The organism is Streptomyces sp. NPDC005955, from assembly GCF_042871255.1.
GTDB lineage: Bacteria > Actinomycetota > Actinomycetes > Streptomycetales > Streptomycetaceae > Streptomyces.
This window is the reverse complement of record NZ_JBIAIF010000017.1, coordinates 1-15,594: the sequence shown is the minus strand read 5'-3', so window position 1 is coordinate 15,594 and position 15,594 is coordinate 1. Positions and strand designations below refer to the sequence as shown.

Annotated in this window: 11 protein-coding genes; 3 read left to right on the top strand and 8 right to left on the bottom strand. The window is 72.7% G+C overall.

Annotated elements, in window-relative coordinates; translation table 11 throughout:
- Positions 1-20 precede the first annotated feature (20 nt).
- On the top strand, positions 21-2,279 hold the full coding sequence (locus tag ACFYOU_RS29940) for an ATP-binding domain-containing protein (protein WP_391309999.1): 2,259 nt from the start codon (positions 21-23) through the stop codon (positions 2,277-2,279).
- A 32-nt stretch (positions 2,280-2,311) separates the two neighbouring features.
- Here the strand turns inward: ACFYOU_RS29940 and ACFYOU_RS29935 are convergent, their stop codons facing one another.
- Together ACFYOU_RS29935 and ACFYOU_RS29930 are read right to left on the bottom strand one after the other, a co-directional pair.
- Complete coding sequence (locus tag ACFYOU_RS29935; protein WP_391309996.1) at positions 2,312-2,461, bottom strand: hypothetical protein; 150 nt, start codon at positions 2,459-2,461, stop codon at positions 2,312-2,314.
- The gene (locus ACFYOU_RS29930) at positions 2,458-3,183 is read right to left on the bottom strand and encodes an ATP-binding protein (RefSeq protein WP_391309992.1); all 726 of its coding nucleotides are present in this window, start codon (positions 3,181-3,183) and stop codon (positions 2,458-2,460) included. Before ACFYOU_RS29930 ends, ACFYOU_RS29935 begins: the two co-directional genes overlap by 4 nt.
- A gap of 179 nt (positions 3,184-3,362) precedes the next feature.
- Here ACFYOU_RS29930 and ACFYOU_RS29925 point away from each other — a divergent pair, with 179 nt between their 5' ends.
- A complete protein-coding gene (locus tag ACFYOU_RS29925; RefSeq protein WP_391309989.1) occupies positions 3,363-4,541 on the top strand; it encodes a helix-turn-helix domain-containing protein in 1,179 nt (392 codons plus the stop codon).
- Between the two features lie 59 nt (positions 4,542-4,600).
- Entirely contained in the window at positions 4,601-4,786 is a 186-nt protein-coding gene (locus ACFYOU_RS29920) for a DUF397 domain-containing protein (protein ID WP_391309987.1), read from the top strand.
- A gap of 112 nt (positions 4,787-4,898) precedes the next feature.
- Here the strand turns inward: ACFYOU_RS29920 and ACFYOU_RS29915 are convergent, their stop codons facing one another.
- From ACFYOU_RS29915 to ACFYOU_RS29890, 6 genes are all read right to left on the bottom strand, one after another.
- Positions 4,899-5,840: an NAD-dependent epimerase/dehydratase family protein gene (locus ACFYOU_RS29915; protein WP_391309985.1), complete on the bottom strand. Its 942-nt coding sequence runs from the start codon at positions 5,838-5,840 to the stop codon at positions 4,899-4,901.
- Between the two features lie 112 nt (positions 5,841-5,952).
- A complete protein-coding gene (locus ACFYOU_RS29910) occupies positions 5,953-6,861 on the bottom strand; it encodes a phosphotransferase (RefSeq protein ID WP_391309982.1) in 909 nt (302 codons plus the stop codon).
- A 93-nt stretch (positions 6,862-6,954) separates the two neighbouring features.
- Positions 6,955-9,558, bottom strand: a complete 2,604-nt coding sequence (gene glgB / locus ACFYOU_RS29905; RefSeq protein ID WP_391309980.1) for a 1,4-alpha-glucan branching enzyme — start codon at positions 9,556-9,558, stop codon at positions 6,955-6,957.
- Between the two features lie 66 nt (positions 9,559-9,624).
- The gene (locus ACFYOU_RS29900; protein ID WP_391309978.1) at positions 9,625-11,067 is read right to left on the bottom strand and encodes a maltokinase; all 1,443 of its coding nucleotides are present in this window, start codon (positions 11,065-11,067) and stop codon (positions 9,625-9,627) included.
- A 146-nt stretch (positions 11,068-11,213) separates the two neighbouring features.
- Entirely contained in the window at positions 11,214-12,998 is a 1,785-nt protein-coding gene (treS, locus tag ACFYOU_RS29895; protein WP_385492372.1) for a maltose alpha-D-glucosyltransferase, read from the bottom strand.
- Positions 12,995-15,013, bottom strand: coding sequence for a maltotransferase domain-containing protein (locus tag ACFYOU_RS29890; RefSeq protein WP_391309975.1), 2,019 nt, complete (start codon positions 15,011-15,013; stop codon positions 12,995-12,997). Before ACFYOU_RS29890 ends, treS begins: the two co-directional genes overlap by 4 nt.
- Positions 15,014-15,594 lie beyond the last annotated feature (581 nt).

Here is a 15,594-nt window from a genome sequence, read left to right as displayed (position 1 = left end):
GCCAGAACGGCGGAAAGCCCATGGATCGGGAACTGCGGGCGGAACAGGAATTCATCGACGGGCTCCACGAGCGCGTCGACCGGCTGCGCGGGCACGCCGAGTCATCGGTCGCGGGCGCCCTCACCCCGGTGGGCAACGGCCTCCAGGCCCGGGTCGAGCGGGACGTCCTGCTCCACGAACGGTCGGGGTACCTGGCCGCGCTGAACGCCGTCGAAGGCTCCCTGTGCTTCGGACGGATCGACCTCACCTCCGGCGCCGTCCACCACATCGGACGGATCGGGGTGCGTGACGAGGACCCCGCGACCGGTGAACTCGTGCCCGTCCTCGTCGACTGGCGCGCCCCCGTCGCCCGCCCCTTCTACCTCGCCACCGGCCACACCCCCCTCGGCCTGCGGCGCCGCCGCCACCTGACGTACGAGGGCCGCACGGTCACCGCCCTGCACGACGAGATCCTCGACCTGGACGACGCCACCCGCACCGGCCACGAGGACCCCACCGGCGACACCGTGCTGCTCGCCGCGCTGAACACGGCCCGCACCGGCCGCATGGGGGACATCGTCCGCACCATCCAGGCCGAACAGGACCGCGTCATCCGGGCCCCGCACCGGGGCGTCCTGGTCATCGAGGGCGGCCCCGGAACCGGCAAGACCGCCGTCGCCCTGCACCGCGCCGCCTACCTCCTCTACGAGTACCGCGAACTCCTCGCCCGCCGGGCCGTCCTGATCGTCGGACCCAATCCGGCGTTCCTCCGCTACATCGGCGAGGTGCTGCCCTCGCTCGGGGAGACCGGCGTGCTCCTCGCGACCGTCGGCGAGCTGTACCCGGGCGTGCACGCCACCGGCACCGACGTCCCACGGGCCGTCGAGGTGAAGGGCGACGCCGACATGGCCCGGGTGCTCGCGGCCGTGGTCGCCGACCGGCAGGCGCTGCCCGACCCGGTGATCCCCATCGAGCACGACCGGGACGTCCTGCTCCTCGACGCGGGCCTCGTCCGGGTCGCCCGCGAGCGGACCCGGGCCCTGAACCTCCCGCACAACGTCGCCCGCGAACACTTCGAGGGACACCTCGTCAACACCCTCACCGACATGGTCGCCGAACGCATCGGCACCGACCCGTACGACGGCTCCAACCTGCTCGACCCCTCGGACCTGTCCCAGATCCGCGACGAGATCGGCGCCAACCCCGAGGTGCACGCCGCGATCGAGGAGCTGTGGCCCCGGCTCAGCCCCGAACGCCTCGTCACCGAGTTCCTCGCCGACCCCACGCACCTCGCCCCCGAGGACGCCGCCGCGATCCGCCGCGCCCCGAGCACCACCCCCGACTGGACCCCCGCCGACGTACCGCTCCTCGACGAGGTCGCCGAACTCCTCGGCGAGGACGACCGCGCGGCCCGCGCCGCCGCCGAACGGGAGCGGCTGGACCGGATCGCCTTCGCCCAGGGCGTCCTGGACGTGGCGTACGCCTCCCGCACCTACGAGTTCGAGGACAAGGACGACGAGGAGTCCGAGGTGCTCGGCGCGCACGACATCATCGACGCCGAGCGGATGGCCGAACGGCACGACGAGGAGGACCACCGCAGCGCCGCGGAACGCGCCGCCGCCGACCGCACCTGGGCCTTCGGGCACGTCATCGTGGACGAGGCGCAGGAACTGTCCGCGATGGCGTGGCGGCTGCTGATGCGCCGCTCGCCCACCCGTTCCCTGACCCTGGTCGGGGACCCGGCGCAGACCGCCGACGAGGCGGGTGTCGGTTCCTGGGAACGGGCCCTCGCCCCGTACGTGCAGGACCGCTGGGAGCACACCGTCCTCGACGTCAACTACCGCACCCCGGTGGAGATCATGGACCTCGCGGCGGAGGTGCTGCGCGCGGACCGACCCGGTTTCGAGCCCCCGAAGTCGGTGCGCACGGCCGGCACCCGCCCCTGGGTCCGCGCGACCACGGCGGACGACCTTGCGACGACCCTCGCGCACGCCGTACGGGAGGAACTGCCCGTCGAGGGGCGCCTCGCGGTGATCGCGCCCCGCGCCCTGCACCCCGCGCTCGCCGCGGAACTGCCGGACGTCACGGCGGGCGAGGAACCCGATCTGACCCGGCGGGTCGTCCTGCTGGACCCGCGCCAGTCCAAGGGCCTCGAATTCGACACGGTCATCGTGGTCGAACCGGGGGAGTACCGCACCAGCGACCTGTACGTGGCGATGACCCGCGCCACCCAGTCCCTGGGCCTGATCCACACGGGCCGCCACCCCCTGCCCTGGCTCCCGGCCGCGTCCGCGCGGTGAGGCGGCGTGCCCTGCGGGACGGGTGGGGCGACTCATCCGTCCCGCAGGCGTGCCCCCTCGACGATGAGCCACACGGCGACCAGCATCAACGTCCCCCACACGGTGAGCAGCAGGATGCCGCCCCAGAACGCCCCGTCCCCGCTCACCCGCCGCCGGGCGCGCCGCCTCGACCGCGTCCTCATGACCCGTTCTCCGGGGGTACGGGCGGCGCGCCCCAGGCGGTGAGGGCCTTCGCGACCACCCCGGCCGCGTGGACGTTGCACCAGCCGAGGTCGATCACCGGGGGCCGGTAGCCGTCCTCGACCACGGACAGCCCGTGCAGCGTCAGCCCCACCCCGTGCGCGGCCTCCCGCAGCCGTTCGCTCGCGGCGGCGGCCCGCTGCGCGGGGGTCGTCCGCCGCGGCCGGAAGCCGACCTCCCCGGCCAGGATCGTCGCCACGGACTCCGCGGGCTTCGTGGACTTCGGGTCCCGAGCGCTCCGCGGCACCTCGGCCCACACCACCTTTCCGGCCGCTGTGACGATGACGCCCCAGGCGGCCGGGCACAACTGGTCGAGGATGACCAGCCCCCGCCCCCGGTCACCGAGCGGTTCCTCCCGCACGTGCGGGGTGCCGTGCCCCGAGTCGTGCACCTCCACCCGGGTCCGCTGCTCGTCCACGTCCACGACGAGCCGCACCACCTCCGCGGGCCCGCACCCGTACCGAACGGCGTTCGTCACCAACTCGCTCACCACCAGCACGACGGCGTCCATGTGGGCGTCATCCACGGGGGCGTACCGGTTCACTCGCTCGCGGGCGAACCGCCGTGCGGCCCGAACGGAGGGGGGAACCCCCGGGCACAAGAGGACGGGCGACGCGTCAGCTGGCCCGCCTCCCGTGGTCTGGGCCTCGTCGTTGCTGTGCATGGGCACTCCTTCCGAATGCTCGCTTTCTGTAATCAGTCAACGACTCCGAGGCGCCATGAAAGTGCACAAGAAGCGCACACCTAGTGGGTGCATCGGCCTGAACTGGAGGGCAGAGCAAGGAAGGTGGCCCTACCGTGGAAGGTACGAGACCACGGGAGCCGACGCGAGGGACGGACCGTATGGGAGCGATCATCGATGTACCTGGGCCGGGCGCGAACATCGCCCGTCTGAGGAAGGCCCGCGGCTGGGGCCAGGATCGTCTCGCGGCGGCTTCCGGGGTGAGTAAGTCGCAGCTCGGCAAGGTGGAGCGTGGTGAGCGCACGCTGACACAAGGCGTGGCCGCGTCCGTCGCGCGGGCGCTGGGCATCCCCCTCGAAGAGGTGCTGGGCCGCGCGCCGGTCCCGCGTGATGCGGAGGGTTCGCTGAAGGCACTGCACGCGGCGGTGCGACGCTTCGACCTGCCGGGCGGTCGAGAGGTCACCGGGGCGGAGCTGAAGCGGGACCTCGCGCACATGGTGACCCTGCGCGGGGACGCCAACCTCTCCGAAGTCCTCGCGAAGCTGCCGGCCCTCGTCTCCGGAGTGCAGACGCACGCCCACACCACAGGGACCGTGGAATCCTGGGCCATGGTCGCCCAGGCGTACTCGGCGGTGTACTGGCTGGCGGCGCGGCACCGCTGGATGGTCCTCGCGGACCTGGCGGTGACCAAGCAGAAGATCGCGGCGCAGCAGGCGGACCCGATGAGCCTGGCCATCGCGGCCCGCGACGAAGCGGGCGTCCACCTGAACCATGGCGACTTCGGTGACGGCCTGGCGGTGGTCGAGCGGGCGATCTCCCACGTGGAGGGCGCGGCGACCGGGCAGGAACGTGCGTACGCGTTGGGGATGCTCCATCTGCGCGGGCTGACCCTGGCGGGTCGGGCGAAGGACCGGCGCGCCGCGGACAGCCACATCGTCAAGGCGTGGGACCTCGCGGAGCAGTTCGACGGCGAAATGAACCGCTACGGCATCCACTTCGGCCCCGAGAACACCGCCGTGCACGTGATCGCGACCTCGGGTGACCTCGACCGACACGAGGACGCCGTCTCGATCATGGGTGAGCTGGAGCGGCAGCGGAGGGGCATCACCCTGCCCGCCACCCGTACCAGCCCCCTGCACATGAACATCGCCAGGTCGCACGTGACGCTGGGGAACCGGGACACGGCCCTGGAGCACCTGGAGAAGGCGTGGGGCCTGGCCCCGCAACTGGCCAGGGTGCACCCCACCTCCCAGGAAGTGCTGCGCGTACTGACCAGCCGTCACAAACGGAGCAACCCGCGGTTGACCCGACTGGCGAAACTCGCCGAAATCCGCTTCTAGCCCGGCCATCCCGGCAGGGAAGGCAGATCGCCACTGGCACGGCAGGAGCTGTAGCAATCATGACCAACGAGTGGGTGCGGTCCAGCTACAGCGACGGGCACGGAAACTGCGTGGAGGCGCAGGTGCGTGACACCAGCGTGGCCGCTCGGGACAGCAAGCAGTACGCCGGTCCGGAGGTGGTCACCAGTCGTTCGGGGTGGCAGAGGTTCGTTTCGAGCCTCCGAACCGGGGATCTGCACCCATAGTGACTCTGAGTCCGAAGTCGGGCAGGGAGCACGCCCCCGTAATGCGGTTGTCACCGGAACGGGGGCGCTCCGACGTGTTCGCGAAGGGGAGCGGGCGGAGCCGCAACCTGGCTTAGCGGGCCCGCGCCAGCCGTTCGCGCCACCACGTCACCGTCGCGTCCACCTGGACGTCCAGGGGCGTGGCGCGCTCCGCGAACGTCGTCTCGTACGGGTGGGAGTCGATCACGAAGGGGCGGTCGAACTGGTAGCGGATCTCGCCTAGTTCGCGGGCCAGCGGGGAGAAGAGGCCCGCGAGTTTCAGCAGGGCCGGCGGGGTCCGGCGTACCGCGACGGGCCCCGTGCCCGCCCGGGCGGCGAGCAGGTCGACCATCTCGCGGGCGGACCGCGCGGGCTCCGTGGGGACGTGCCAGGGGCGACCCCACGCCCGTGCGTCGTCCGCGACCCGCACCAGGGCCCGCGCCACGTCGGGCAGGTAGGTCCAGCTGTGCGGGGCGTCCGGGTCGCCGAGGACGGACACCGTACGGCCGCGCAGCAGCGACGGTACGACCCGGCCGGCGAGGTGGCCGCCGTCGGTCACACCGGGGCCGAAGAAGTCCGAGGCCCGCACCTCGACCGCCCTGATGCGTCCCTGCGCGTGCAGCTCGTGCGCCCGCTCCCACACCGCGGCCCGCACCCGCCCCTTGGTGCCGGTGGCCTTCAGCGGGAGGTCTTCGGTCAGGGGGCCGTCGACCGGCCCGTACCCGTAGAGGTTGCCCAGCATGACCAGGACCGCCCCGGTCGCCTCCGCCGTGGCGTACAGCGACGCGGCGAGCGGCGGCCAGGCGTCCGCCCAGCGGTGGTAGGGCGGCGCGGCGCAACTGTGGATCGCGGTCGCACCCCGCGCGGCCTCGGTCAGCCGCTCGCCGTCGGTCGCGTCCAACGGGACGTGCTCGATGCCGGGCTCCGGGCTGCCGCCCGAGCGGGTGACGACCCGCACGGAGTGGCCCTGCTCGGCCAGCAGCCGTGCGGTGGCGGCCCCGGCGGGCCCGAACCCGATGACGACATGAACGCTCACGCACGCACCCTACGCGCGCAAACGCCGGTCAACGCTGTTGGTGGAGCGCGCCGGCGAACTAGTCAGCGCGGTCAAAGGGCGGTGATGAGCCGGCGCGGGCCCCGCCTACCGGCTACCGGCTACCGGTCTCGCCCAACACCGTTCCGATCACGTGCCGGGCATTGTGGGCCATCGCCGGGTTGGTCTCCCGGTAGTAGGGCAGGGCGATCAGCGCCTGGGAGAGCGTCCGGGCCCGGCCGCGGAGCCAGGTCGCGTCGTCCACACTGAGCGCCCCGCGGAAGACCTCCCGCGCACCGGCCGGCAGCAGGTTCCACGCCGGGAACAGGTCGCAGGCCGGATCGCCCACCCCCAGGCACCCGAAGTCGATGACCGCGGTCAGCCTGCCGCCGTCCACCAGCAGGTTGCCCGGCATGAGGTCGGCGTGCAGCCACACCGGGGGGCCGTCCCCGCCCGGGGTCCGCAACGCCTCCTCCCACACGGCGGTGGCGGCATCGCAGTCGACGCCCTCCTGCGGGATCCCGTGCAGCTCCTCGATCGCCGCCCGGGTCTCCGCGTCGAGCGAGGCGAGCGGTCCGCCGCGGTGGGCCCGCGGCGCACCCGGCAGGGTGACGCTCCACACCGCCGCCACGAACGCGGCCAGGTCCTCGGCCAGGAGCAGCGGCGCGCTCAGGTTCCCCACCTCGGGACGCTCGCCCGCCAGCCACCGGTACACCGACCACGGCCACGGGTACCCCTCGGCGGGCTCCCCGCTCCCGAGCACCTCGGGGACGCGCGTGGGCAGGCGGGGCGCGAGCCGGGGCAGCCACGTGCGTTCCCGCACCACGTCGTCGGCTCCGCCGTGCACGAGCGGCAACCGTACGACCATGTCACCACCCAGCCGGTACATGGCGTTGACCGTGCCCCCGGACGGGTACCGCTCGACCGGCAGCCCCGCCCACTGCGGGAACTGCCCGGCGACCAGCCGCCGTACGAGGTCGTCGTCGATGGGGTGCATGCCGGGGTGCATCGGCCCTGTGCTCATGGCACGTCATCCGACCGCCGGCAGCCGACGGGCGTCAATCGCTTTTCGGGGAACCTCCTCCGTGTGCCGGGGACGAACGGCCGCGCCGCCCGCTCACGCCGGACGCAGCCAGACCGTGGCCAGCGGCGGGAGCGTGAGTTCCAGGCTCACCGGTCGGCCGTGGGCGCCCTGCTGCTGCGGTCGCACCGGACCGGGCGTGCCGACGCCACTGCCCCCGTACCGTTCGGCGTCCGTGTTGAGGACCTCGCGCCAGGCGGGCACGGAGTCGGGGACGCCGAGTCGGTAGCCGTGCCGGACGACCGGCGAGAAGTTGCAGACCGCGAGCAGTGGTTCGCCCGCCGCGTCGAAGCGCAGGAACGCGAGGACGTTGTCCTCCGCGGTCTCCGCGCAGTCCGCGGCCACCCAGGCGAAGCCCCCCGGGTCCGTGTCCCGCTGCCACAGGGCGGGCGCCTCGCGGTACACCGCGTTCAGGTCCCGTACGAGGTCCCGCACGCCCCGGTGGTCGGGCTCGGCCGCGTACGAGGGGTCGAGCAGCCACCAGTCGGGGCCGTGCGCCTGTGACCACTCCGCTCCCTGGGCGAACTCCTGCCCCATGAAGAGGAGTTGTTTGCCCGGGTGCGCCCACATGAAACCGAGGTAGCCGCGGTGCCCGGCCCGCTGTTGCCACCAGTCGCCCGGCATCTTGGACACCAGGGACCGCTTGCCGTGCACCACCTCGTCGTGGGAGATCGGCAGCACGTAGTTCTCGCTGTACGCGTACACCATCGAGAACGTCATCTCGTGGTGGTGGTACTTGCGGTGCACCGGTTCGTGGGCGACATAGGCGAGGGAGTCGTGCATCCAGCCCATGTTCCACTTCAGGCCGAAACCGAGGCCGCCGAAGCCGTCCGCGCCGACCAGGTGCGTGGGCCGGGTGACGCCGTCCCAGGCGGTGGACTCCTCGGCGATCGTCACCACCCCGGGCACCTTGCGGTACACGGTCGCGTTCAGTTCCTGGAGGAACGCCACCGCGTCCAGGTTCTCCCGGCCCCCGTACTCGTTGGGGGACCACTGGCCGTACTCGCGCGAGTAGTCGAGGTACAGCATCGAGGCGACCGCGTCCACGCGCAGCCCGTCGATGTGGAACTCCTGGCACCAGTAGACCGCGTTGGCGACCAGGAAGTTGCGGACCTCGCGCCGGCCGTAGTCGAACTCCAGGGTGCCCCAGTCGGGATGCGCGGCCCGCGCCGGGTCCGGGTGTTCGTAGAGGGGGCGCCCGTCGAACTCGGCCAGGGCCCAGTCGTCCCGGGGGAAGTGCGCGGGCACCCAGTCCATCAGCACCCCGATGCCCGCCCGGTGCAGCGCGTCGACCAGGTACTTGAAGTCGTCCGGGGTGCCCATCCGGGAGGTCGGCGCGTAGAAGCCGGTGACCTGGTAGCCCCAGGAGCCGCCGAACGGGTGCTCGGCGAGCGGCATCAGTTCGACGTGGGTGAAGCCGAGGTCGCCGACGTACGCGGGGAGTTGCTCGGCGAGTTGACGGTACGTCAGGCCGGGCCGCCAGGAGGGGAGGTGGACTTCGTAGACGGAGAAGGGAGCCTCGTGCACGGCCGGGGCGGCGCGGCGGGCCAGCCACTCGGCGTCCTGCCACTCGTGGCGCGAGACGTGCACGACCGAGGCGTTCGCGGGGGGCACCTCGGCGTAGCGGGCCATCGGGTCGGCCCGCTGGGTCAGCGAACCGTCGGGCCGGGCGATCTCGAACTTGTACAGTTCGCCCTCGCCGATGCCCGGCACGAAGAGTTCCCACACCCCGCTGGACCCCAGCGACCGCATCGGGTGGGAGGTGCCGTTCCAGTGGTTGAACGCGCCGATGACCCTGACCCCACGCGCATTGGGCGCCCACACCGTGAACCGGGCGCCCGTGGTGCCCTGGTGGGTCAGCGGGCGCGCCCCCAGGGCCGTCCACAGCTCCTCGTGCCGCCCCTCGCCGATCAGGTGCAGGTCGAAGTCGCCGAGCGAGGGCAGCAGCGCATAGGGGTCGACCGTCTCCACCTCGGCGCCCTGGTACGCGATCCGCAGCCGGTAGGCGGGCACGTCGGACGCGGGCAGCAGCGTACTGAAGAAGCCGTCGCCGTCGTCGCGCAGCGCCAGCCGCCGGCCGTCCGAGACCAGGGTGACCCCGAGGGCGTACGGCCGCAGCACCCGTACGGCCGTGCCCCCCTCGACGGGGTGCGCGCCGAGTACCGCGTGCGGGTCGTGGTGGGTGCCGCTCAGCAGCCGCTCCCGGTCCTGCGCGCCGACGGGCACCGGGTCGTGCGCCGGCTCGGGCGCCGGTACGGGGTCGGGGGCGGGTACGGGGTCGACCTCGGGGGCCGGCGGCGGGACCGCGGCGGCGGTGCGTCCCCGGGCCCGGGCCGCCCCCGTGCGCGCCGGGCCCTTCGCCGCCTTCGGCGCCTTGGGCGACTTCGGTGCCGAGGCCGCGGGCTTCGGTGCTCCGGCCGCGGGTTTGCGCTTCGGCCCGGCCTCCCGGTCCGCGGCCCGGGAGGTGCGCCCCCGGCCGGGGGGCTTCGCCGGCGTCCCGCGCGGGGCGGGCGTCTGGGCGGCGGCCGGTGCGGTGCGGTGCGGCGGGGCCACCGGCGCCACCGGTGCGGCCACCGGTGCGGCCACCGGTGCGGTGCGGGGCGTGTCGGACGGTTCGCTGGCGGGGGGACGACGGGTCACGGGGTGCCTCCTCGGCGGGGCCGGTGGGGGAAGGGGGCGGAACCTGGTGGGGGAGTTCGGGGTGGTTCAGGGGCGGCTCGGGGTGTCGGGGGCGGCGAGGCGTTCCACCGCGGCGAGCGGCACGGGCAACCAGTCGGGACGGTGCCGGGCCTCGTACAGCACCTCGTACACCGCCTTGTCCGTCTCGTACGCCCGCAGCAGCACCGGTTCGTGCCGGGGGTCGCGGCCGGACACCCCTGCGTACCCGGCGCAGTAGGCGTTGCGGCAGGCGTCGGCCCAGTCGGGGGACCAGGGGCGGTGCTGGCGGGCCGCGTAGTCGAAGGAGCGCAGCATCCCCGCCACGTCCCGGACCGCGGGCTGCGGCAGCCGGCGTTCGGTCAGCGGCCGGGCGGGCTCCCCCTCGAAGTCGATGAGGGACCACTCGCCGTCGGGGGCGCGCAGGCACTGACCGAGGTGCAGGTCCCCGTGCACCCGTTGCGCGGTCCAGGAACGCCGTCCCGTGCCCAACTGACCCAGGGCGTCGAAGGCGGTGCGCAGGCCCCGGGCGTAGGGGCGCAGTGCGGGGACCGCCCGGGCGGTGTCGTCGAGCCGGCGGACCATGCCCCGGACCAGCGCCTCGATCTGCGGGCCGCCGAGGGTGACCGGCGGCAGCGCCCGGGCGAGCGCCCCGTGCACCTCCGCGGTGGCCCGGCCCAGCGCGGCGGCCTGCACGGTGAAGTCCTCACCCCGGTCGAGGGAGCCCAGCGCCAGGTCCCAGCCGTCGCGGGCGCCGCCCAGGAACGGTTGGAGCACGCCGAGCACGAGCACCCCGTCCGGTCCCGCGTAGGTCGGGTCCGTGTCCGCCCCCGGCCCCCGCGCGCCCACCTCGGCGTGGAACCAGGCGGCCGGCGGCGGCACCCGTCCGCAGCCCTCGGTGGCGAGGACGAGCGGCAGTTCCAGATCGGGATGGGTGCCGGGCAGGATGCGGCGGAACAGCTTGAGGATGAACGTATCCCCGTACACCAGTGAGGAGTTCGACTGTTCGACGCCGAGCACCCGGGAGGGCAGCCCGGAGGGGATCACGGTGTGCGCGGTGCGCTCGAAGCGCAGTTCGCCGATCCGGGCCCGCATCCGCAGCGCCTCCAGCAGCAGGGCGGCGAGCCGTGGATCGTAGAGCGCCTCGTACACGGTGCCGCCGCGCAGCGGTCCCCGGTCGGGGCGGCCGATGAGGGCGGGCGCGAGCTGCGGGGGCAGGGAGCGGCGGACGCCGATGAGGAGTTGGTAGCAGTCCGCGGTCGGCCCGTCGGGTGAGGTCTGCTCGGCCCGGACCAGCAGGTGCAGCAGGCGCGGGGAGCTGCCCGGGGGCACCAGGTCCGTCGCCGACACCACGGTGAAGCCGCGCACGGGACGGCCCTTGCCCGCGAACCACCGCTGCCGCGGTAGCCAGGACCGCAGCAGGGGACCGAGCGATTCGATCAGCTCGGGGCGGGCGACGGGCGGCAGGTCCGCCCGGGTGACGGCCTCCGACATGGCGGATCGCTCCTTTCTGGCGGGGCGCCTCGTGCGGTTCTGCGAAGGGACCCGGACCGTTGCCGCAGCCCCCGGGCCGGCGGGCCCGGGCTCGCGGGGCGCCCCCCGTGGACCCGGGCCTGGGCCCGTACTGTCTTGCTCCGGGGTCAGCCCGTCCGGCCGGGGAGGTGGTGCCGGGCGCCGCCGCCCGCGGGGGAACCGGCGTCCTGGCGGGGCTCCTCGCGCAGCCGGAACCAGTAGAAGCCGTGGCCGGCGAGGGTCAACAGGTACGGCAGCTCACCGATCGCGGGGAACCGCACCCCGCCGATCAACTCCACCGGGTGCCGCCCGCTGAACTGCCGCAGGTCCAACTCGGTCGGCTGGGCGAACCGGGAGAAGTTGTGCACGCACAGCACCAGGTCGTCGCTGCCGTCACCGCCGTGCCCGGAGGGCGCCTCGCGCAGGAACGCCAGCACCGCCGGGTTGGAGGACGGCAGTTCGGTGTACGAGCCGAGACCGAAGGCCGCGTTCTGCTTGCGGATCTCGATCATCCGCCGGGTCCAGTGCAGCAGCGAGGACGGGGACGACATCGACGCCTCGACATTGGCGACCTGGTACCCGTACACCGGGTCCATGATCGTCGGGAGGTAGAGCCGCCCCGGGTCGCAGGACGAGAAGCCCGCATTGCGGTCCGGCGTCCACTGCATCGGGGTGCGCACGGCGTCCCGGTCGCCGAGCCAGATGTTGTCGCCCATGCCGATCTCGTCGCCGTAGTAGAGGATCGGCGAACCGGGCAGCGACAGCAGCAGGGCCGTGAACAGCTCGATCTGGTTGCGGTCGTTGTCGAGCAGCGGCGCGAGGCGGCGGCGGATGCCGAGGTTCGCCCGCATCCGCGGGTCCTTGGCGTACTCCGCGTACATGTAGTCGCGCTCTTCGTCGGTGACCATCTCCAGCGTCAACTCGTCGTGGTTGCGCAGGAAGATCCCCCACTGGCAGCCGGACGGGATCTGCGGCGTCTTCGCCAGGATCTCGGACACCGGATGGCGCGACTCGCGGCGCACCGCCATGAAGATCCGCGGCATCACCGGGAAGTGGAACGCCATGTGGCACTCGTCGCCGCCCTCGGAGAAGTCGCCGAAGTAGTCGACGACGTCCTCCGGCCACTGGTTGGCCTCCGCGAGGAGCACCGTGTCCGGGTAGTGGGCGTCGATCTCGGCGCGCACCCGTTTCAGCATCCGGTGCGTGGCGGGCAGGTTCTCGCAGTTGGTGCCCTCCTCCACGTACAGGTAGGGCACGGCGTCGAGCCGGAACCCGTCGATGCCGAGGTCCAGCCAGAACTTCAGGGCCGCGATGATCTCGTCCTGCACGGCCGGGTTGTCGAAGTTCAGGTCCGGCTGGTGGGAGAAGAAGCGGTGCCAGTAGTACTGCTTGCGCACCGGGTCGAAGGTCCAGTTGGACGCCTCGGTGTCGACGAAGATGATCCGTACGTCCTGGTACTGCTTGTCGTCGTCGGCCCAGACGTAGTAGTCCCCGTAGGGGCCGTCCGGATGGGCGCGGGACTCCTGGAACCACGGGTGCTGGTCGCTGGTGTGGTTCATCACGAAATCGATGATCACGCGCATGCCGCGCTGGTGCGCGGCGTCGACGAACTCCACGAAGTCGGCGAGGTCGCCGAACTCCGGGAGGACCGCCGTGTAGTCCGAGACGTCGTAACCGCCGTCGCGCAGCGGCGACTTGAAGAACGGCGGCAGCCAGAGGCAGTCGACGCCCAACCACTGGAGATAGTCCAGCTTGGCGGTGAGGCCCTTGAGGTCGCCGACGCCGTCGCCGTTGCTGTCCTGGAACGAGCGGACGAGGACCTCGTAGAAGACGGCCCGTTTGAACCAGTCCGGGTCACGGTCCCGGGCCGGGGTGTCTTCGAACGTGTCGGGTACGGGTTCATTGACGATCATCGTGTGGGTGACCCTCCGATCGGTGAGGACGGTCGCAGGAGCGTGAAGACGTGCGCGGGCGCGCGGCCCGGTTCTAGGCGCACGTAGTTGGCCCTGCCCCAGTGGTAGGTCTCGCCGGTGAGCTCGTCGCGCACCGGTGCGGACTCGTGCCAGCCGAGTCCGAGTTGCGGCATGTCCAACGACACCGTGGACTCCTGGGTGTGGTGCGGATCCAGGTTCACGACCACCAGAACCGTGTTCGAACCGCCCGGTCCCGCGGCGGTCTTCGAGTACGCGATCACGGCGTCCTGGTCGGTGTGGTGGAAGTGGAGGTCTCGCAACTGCTGGAGGGCGGGACTGCGCCTGCGGATCCGGTTGAGGGTGGTGATCAGGGGCGCGATGCTACGCCCTGCGCGCTCGGCCGCCTCCCAGTCCCGGGGACGCAACTCGTACTTCTCGGACCGCAGGTACTCCTCGCTGCCGCGGCGCAGTGCGGTGTTCTCGCACAGTTCGTATCCGCTGTACACGCCCCAGGACGGGGAGAGCGTGGCCGCGAGCACCGCCCGGACCTCGAACGCCGGGCGTCCGCCCCGCTGGAGGTACTCGTGGAGGATGTCCGGCGTGTTCACGAACAGGTTCGGACGCATCACCGCGGCCGATTCCCCGCCGGCCAGTTCGGTCAGGTACTCGGTCAGCTCGCGCTTGGAATTACGCCAGGTGAAGTACGTGTACGACTGCTGGAAACCGACGGCTGCGAGGGTCCGCATCATCGCGGGACGGGTGAACGCCTCGGCCAGGAAGATGACGTCCGGATCGGACGCGTTCACCTCGGTGATGACGCGTTCCCAGAAGACGACCGGCTTGGTGTGCGGGTTGTCCACCCGGAAGATCCGCACCCCGCGGGTCATCCAGAACCTCAGCAGTCGCACGGTCTCGCGCACCAGGCCGTCCATGTCCCGGTCGAACGCGATCGGGTAGATGTCCTGGTACTTCTTCGGCGGGTTCTCGGCGTGGGCGATCGTGCCGTCGGGCCGGTGGTGGAACCACTCGGGGTGCTCGGCCACCCAGGGGTGGTCGGGGGAGCACTGGAGCGCGAAGTCCAGGGCGACCTCAAGGCGCAGCTCGCGGGCCCGGTGCACGAACGCGTCGAAGTCGTCGAGGGTCCCGAGGTCCGGGTGGACGGCATCGTGCCCGCCCTCCGGCGAGCCGATCGCCCACGGCACGCCGACGTCGTGGGGGCCCGCCGAAAGGGTGTTGTCGGGGCCCTTGCGGTACGTCCTGCCGATCGGGTGAACGGGCGGCAGGTAGACCACGTCGAAGCCCATCGCCGCGATGGCCGGCAGCCGCTCGGCGGCCGTCCTGAACGTGCCGCTCACCGGCCGCTTCCCGCGCGCCGTCCGGGCCCCCTCGGAGCGCGGGAAGAACTCGTACCAGGAGCCGAACAGCGCACGGCGCCGCTCCACCAGCAGCGGCGCGGGCTCCGAGACGGTCAGCAGGTCCCGCAGCGGATGGCGGTCGAGGACCTCCGTGACCCGGGGGGCCACGGCCGCGGCGAGCCGCGCGGCGGGCGGACGGCTCCGGTCGCGCAGGGCGTCCGCGGCACCGAGCACGGTCTCCCGGCGGCCCTTGGCCTTGGGCACCGTCTTGGCCGCCCGCTCGTGCAGCAGGGCGCCTTCCTCCAGGACGAGTTCGGTGTCGATGCCCGCCCGGACCTTGATCCGTGCGTGGCGGCGCCAGGTCGCGAGGGGGTCGCTCCACGCCTCCACGGTGAAGGTCCAGCGCCCCTCGCCGGTCGGGGTCACGGTGGCGCCCCAGCGGTCGCTGCCCGGGGCGAGCTCCCGCATCGGGGTCAGGGCCCCGGTCCTCCCGTCCGGGTCGGTGAGCACCACGCCCGCGGCCACGGCGTCCTGGCCCTCGCGGAACACGGTGGCGCTGACCAGGAACGATTCGTTCACCACCGCCTTCGCGGGCCGGCGCCCGTGGTCGACCAGGGGGTGGAGATCAGTTACGGGAACACGACCGATCGGCGGATTCACGGCATCACCTTGGGGGCTCTGCGAGGCAGTGGCTCGAATATGTGAGTATGTGCGGCTTTTGTCCTCTTTGTATCGATGGTGGGGGCGGGGCGTGGCGTGCGTGCTGGGCCGCTCCTGTCCGCGGTCGCGCAGTTCACTCGATCGGGCCCGCGAAACGCGGTCACCCGGGTAGGACCTCGCGGTTGGGGCCCGGGTGGCGGGCCGGGCGGGAGGTGCGCGCTTCGGTCCGTGAGGGGGAGCATTCCCCTGGGTCCGGGGTGGACAACCGGTCGTACGGTCGCTGTTCGCGCGTGCGTGCGGATGTGGCTGTGCCTGTGCCTGTGGGCGCGCCTGTGCCTGTGGCTGGGTGCGTGGTGCCGGGGTCGCGGTGTGCGGTGCGTGCTGCGGTCGACGGTCGGCGGTCGGGGTGGCGTCGGCGGGCATGGGTCGGGCCCCCGTGACCGGTGGTGTGGTGCGTGGTCGCGGGGGCCCGGACGCCTGTCGGCCCTGTCGGCCCTGTCGGCCCTGCGGGTCCTGTGGGTCCTGTCGGCCGGGTGGGTCCTGTCGTGGTGGGTGCGGGGGTTAGCCCTTGCGCTTGTTGA

Excerpts from the sequence above, each read along its gene's own strand:
- ACFYOU_RS29940 (WP_391309999.1), top strand. The coding sequence starts at position 21 with ATGGATCGGGAACTGCGGGCGGAACAGGAATTCATCGACGGGCTCCAC.
- ACFYOU_RS29935 (WP_391309996.1), bottom strand. The coding sequence starts at position 2,461 with ATGAGGACGCGGTCGAGGCGGCGCGCCCGGCGGCGGGTGAGCGGGGAC.
- ACFYOU_RS29930 (WP_391309992.1), bottom strand. The coding sequence starts at position 3,183 with ATGCACAGCAACGACGAGGCCCAGACCACGGGAGGCGGGCCAGCTGAC.
- ACFYOU_RS29925 (WP_391309989.1), top strand. The coding sequence starts at position 3,363 with ATGGGAGCGATCATCGATGTACCTGGGCCGGGCGCGAACATCGCCCGT.
- ACFYOU_RS29920 (WP_391309987.1), top strand. The coding sequence starts at position 4,601 with ATGACCAACGAGTGGGTGCGGTCCAGCTACAGCGACGGGCACGGAAAC.
- ACFYOU_RS29910 (WP_391309982.1), bottom strand. The coding sequence starts at position 6,861 with ATGAGCACAGGGCCGATGCACCCCGGCATGCACCCCATCGACGACGAC.
- ACFYOU_RS29900 (WP_391309978.1), bottom strand. The coding sequence starts at position 11,067 with ATGTCGGAGGCCGTCACCCGGGCGGACCTGCCGCCCGTCGCCCGCCCC.
- treS (WP_385492372.1), bottom strand. The coding sequence starts at position 12,998 with ATGATCGTCAATGAACCCGTACCCGACACGTTCGAAGACACCCCGGCC.